This is a genomic window from Microbacterium sp., assembly GCF_039812165.1.
GTDB lineage: Bacteria > Actinomycetota > Actinomycetes > Actinomycetales > Microbacteriaceae > Microbacterium.
Genome location: NZ_JBDIAB010000248.1, coordinates 1 through 3,717 on the forward strand (window position 1 = coordinate 1; position 3,717 = coordinate 3,717).

At 64.0% G+C, this 3,717-nt stretch carries 3 protein-coding genes; all 3 read right to left on the reverse strand.

The features are described 5' to 3' along the window. Positions 1 to 236: 236 nt before the first annotated feature. From WML84_RS13685 to WML84_RS13695, 3 genes are read right to left on the reverse strand one after another with little or no spacing between them, the layout of a single operon-like run. Positions 237 to 1,157, reverse strand: coding sequence for a nucleotidyl transferase AbiEii/AbiGii toxin family protein (locus WML84_RS13685; RefSeq protein WP_347346691.1), 921 nt, complete (start codon positions 1,155 to 1,157; stop codon positions 237 to 239). Further along, on the reverse strand, positions 1,150 to 1,737 hold the full coding sequence (locus WML84_RS13690) for a type IV toxin-antitoxin system AbiEi family antitoxin domain-containing protein (protein ID WP_347346692.1): 588 nt from the start codon (positions 1,735 to 1,737) through the stop codon (positions 1,150 to 1,152). Before WML84_RS13690 ends, WML84_RS13685 begins: the two co-directional genes overlap by 8 nt. A 56-nt stretch (positions 1,738 to 1,793) precedes the next feature. After that, positions 1,794 to 2,954 carry a site-specific integrase gene (locus WML84_RS13695; RefSeq protein ID WP_347346693.1) on the reverse strand — a complete coding sequence of 387 codons (1,161 nt, stop codon included), beginning with the start codon at positions 2,952 to 2,954 and terminating at the stop codon, positions 1,794 to 1,796. Positions 2,955 to 3,717 lie beyond the last annotated feature (763 nt).

The window sequence follows — 3,717 nt, forward strand, 5'->3', positions numbered from 1 at the left end:
ATCGATGATCTCTCCCGTCACGGGATCAATCATCGCGTCATCCAACAACTCGGTCGTGTCAGCCACGGCCGTCTCCTTTCGGATCAGGCCGGACCCCACACACCGTTATTCAGACAGTCCCGTCGTTGCTGAGTATCCACCAGCTCAAGCTCCGTGTCCGCCGGGAACGGGAGGAGTGGTCGCGCCATCCGATGACCCTAGTCACGACGATGGCGGAACGCGGCAACGGGTGAGTCCTATGGTCGCGCGTTGTCGATCGCGCTGATCCATTCGTTGAGTTCCGCGATGAGCTCATCGAGTGTCGATGAGACGCCGGCTTGCTCCGCCGGTATCGCGAAGGTGCGTGCCCAGAGGGGGTTCGTGACGATTGTGGGCGGCCACGAGCGCGGGTGCATGCCGATCTGGGCTGCTTCCGCGGCTCGTACTTGGAAGACGTCGAGCGCGGCCTCCCGCACCCCATCGAGCGATCCCGGCGTCGGATAGTACGCATGCTTGATCAATAGCAGGTCAACGAGATCGCGAACCCGGTCGTTTACGAACGTGGGCGGCTCGTGGGGGTCTGTGCACGCGTGAAGCTTCTGGGCAACCTGGTAGGCCAGCGCGATCCCCACGAGAGCGTCAGGAGCCTGAACGCCGAAGAAACCGGCGGAGGGCGCGGCGACCCGGTCCGAGATCTCGCGGACGCGCCCGTCGTCGAAGGCCACTTCGACTTGGACGCGTCGCCATGTGACACCACGAAGCGACAGCAACACGTCGAAGCGGCGCGGCTTCACGATTCGAGGAGCGTCGATCGTCTGGATCGGCGAGCGGGAAAGGGCGACGGGACCCCATGGCTGAGCCAGCGCCTCGTCCAATGCGAGAACGAACTCGTCCACGGAGCCTCGGAAGAGCGTGTCGACGTCGCGCGTCGCGCGTGCCGAGGCTCCGAGCCGTCGTTCAAGGTAAACCCCGCCTTTGAGGAGGAAGAGTGGCTGCTGATCGTCGCCCAAGGCCCGCTGGAGGGCGGCGATGACGATCGTCGACGCCAGAATCCATCCCGTGCGGGCAGCGCTCGTGCCGAGCGCAGCTGATGCCTGATGCACCCACTGTTCCAGTACGCGCGCGCTTGCAGGCGTGCGGTCCTTCTCGGGGAGCGCGGCGAAGGGGTCGTCAGACATAGGTCGTTTCGATCTGTGCTGTCAGGTCTGTCGCCTCAGCAACGGTGATCCGGCCCCGTTCGCGAGCTGTGTCGATGGCAGCCCGAATCAGATGCACCGGGACGCCGGTGTCGATTCCCTGCTGGATGGCGGTCTTCTCTGTGACAGTGCGGATGCCCTGCCACCAGGAGAGATCCGCTTCGGCGAGGCGGGCGCGGTGAAGGACGTAGGTATCACCGCCACGCTTGCTGACCCGATGCCCCTTGGGGACAGTGATGTGGATTCGGTCCGGGTTGATCTCGCACAGCTCGTATACCGCCAACGCAGTGTCATGGCTGAGCGCGGCATCCGGGGTGTTCGCCCACAGGACGGCCAGCATGTACTCATCGCGCTCGGTGGCCGGGAGTTCCGAGAATCGATAGATCCCGTGACCCACACGCTCGAGCTTGTCCCGACGAGCGAGCCTAGCCAGTTCCCCAGGTGCAGCTCCCATGTTCCGAGCGTTCCGTTCCGTGACATACCCGTACTGGTCGAGGGCGATATCCCATAGGTCTTTGCGAAGCACGACTCCCCCAAGTAGGTAGTGTAAATAGTGTGCCATAAATGGCCTACTTTTCGCTCCTGGCGGTGGCGGCGCGGCGGTCAAGCGTCTCACCACTAGCCCCTAGCGCTGTCCGATGACGGATTGTCCGCTTCCTCCTTCGCGGCCACGAGACGGGCCGAGACCCGCTCGCTCATCCGATCGGCGAGTTCGCGGTCGCGGGTCATCGTGGCGTGCTGGTAGCGAAGCACGACGCTGATGTCTGCGTGCCCTCCACGGCGCATGAGTTCTGCCAGCGTCGCGCCCTCCTGGGCGAACATCGTCAGTCCTGTGTGCCGCAGGTCATGGAATCGGAACCTGCAGGGCAAACCGTGGACGGCAGCCCGACTGTCGGCCCAGATAAAGCCCCATCGTGTGTTGGACAGCGGTAGGCTTCCGCGGACGACAGCCGGCACGAGTGGCGCCGCGCCTTCGGGCGCCACGTTGACACGGAGATGCTCTTCAAGCCGGTCGCGCATGAGACGCGGAACGTTGAGCGACCGCTTCCCCGCATCGCTCTTCAGATCCGTGTAGTCACCCGTGCTCGCGTTGAGCTGCCGACGCACATGCAGTGTGGCGCTACCGTCGTCGCGCCATTGGATGTCACGGCGCTGCAACCCCAGGCACTCCCCGCGCCGCAGCTGGCACCAAGCAGCGAGGAGGACCATGATGGCCCACAGATCCGGAGTCGCCTCGTACAGCGCCTCGATCTGGGCGGGAGTCGCCAGGTCCTCGTCGGGGTCATGGTCGGCATCGTGACGCACTGCCTTCTGCCGGGGTACGGAGATGTCCGGCACCGCCGGGATGATCTGATCCCTGGCCGCACGCCGCAAGATCATCTTGAGCACGATCAGCACGGGCCGCGTGATCCCGTTGAACTCGGACTTCGGGTTCAACGTCGACGGAATCCTGTCCAGTCGCTCGGCCATCGCCCGAATCCAGGCCTGATCGATCTCTCGGATCGGAAGGTCCCCGAACTCGGGCACCAGGTATCCGGTGACTTTGCTTTGATAGGACCGGACAGTGCCGTCGGTCCGCATCTTGCCGCTACGGTTGGGCTCGGTGCGCACCGCCTCAAGCCACCGTTCTGCATACTCGGCGAATCCGATCGACCTCGCCTTCTCGGCGGCCGCCTCGGCCCGAAGCCGTGCCGCGAGTGTCGCAGGCGGCTCCCAGTCACCGCGAGCGATCTTCGTGTGAACACCGGCGAGCCAGGTGCGAGCGTCGGTCTTCGTCAAGAACGTCAGCGACTTGTCATCCTCCGTCCGAGCTGTGTACTTCCTGCCGTCTGGGCCCACGTACCGGGCCTGCCAGCGCCCTGACGGCAGCTTTCGCAAACTGCCCCATGCCTCTCGTCGAGTTCCCGCGCTTCCCCTCTTCGTCGTGTCTCTCATCTTCTCCTCCTGTGGTCACCCAAGGACTCGAGTGGCATACAGCACCGCCTCATGCACGCAACGCTCCCGACGTATCGAAGCGCAGATTCCGGGAACTCTGACTGTGTCGAGTTCGGTCCCTTCGGCCCGTAGTGGCACGACGGTCTCGGTCGCCACCGCTTGTCACGTTCGGTGACCGCTCCGCCGCCGCTCGGAGGATGCGGACGTGCCACTCCTGTGCCCCTCTGAGTGTCGCTAGACGTCCATCTCTGGCAGCTTCTGTCCATTGAGAAATCCTGCGAAAATTGCTTCAGACCTGGAGAAAGTACTCGTCTTCGGGCCGCCCCTCTGTCCTCGATAGCCCGGCACCGAGCAAGAACCTGCGAAAAGTACACTTCTGTCCCCTTCTGTCCATTCGATGTGGCACGAAAAGAGGCCCGGACCTGCAGAAACCTGCAGGTCCGGGCCTCCCATCAGCCCTTTTCAGGGCCGGGCCAGATCGTGGACTCTAGAAGTCCCAGTTCTCGTCGGGAAGCACGTGATCTCGCGGTCTCTGCGTCTCCGCAGACCGGCCGTGCCACCTGCGTGCCACTCGTACCAAAAGGCTTGTTGCACTCGCCGAAACGGG

Excerpts from the sequence above, each read along its gene's own strand:
- WML84_RS13685 (WP_347346691.1), bottom strand. The coding sequence starts at position 1,157 with ATGTCTGACGACCCCTTCGCCGCGCTCCCCGAGAAGGACCGCACGCCT.
- WML84_RS13690 (WP_347346692.1), bottom strand. The coding sequence starts at position 1,737 with ATGGCACACTATTTACACTACCTACTTGGGGGAGTCGTGCTTCGCAAA.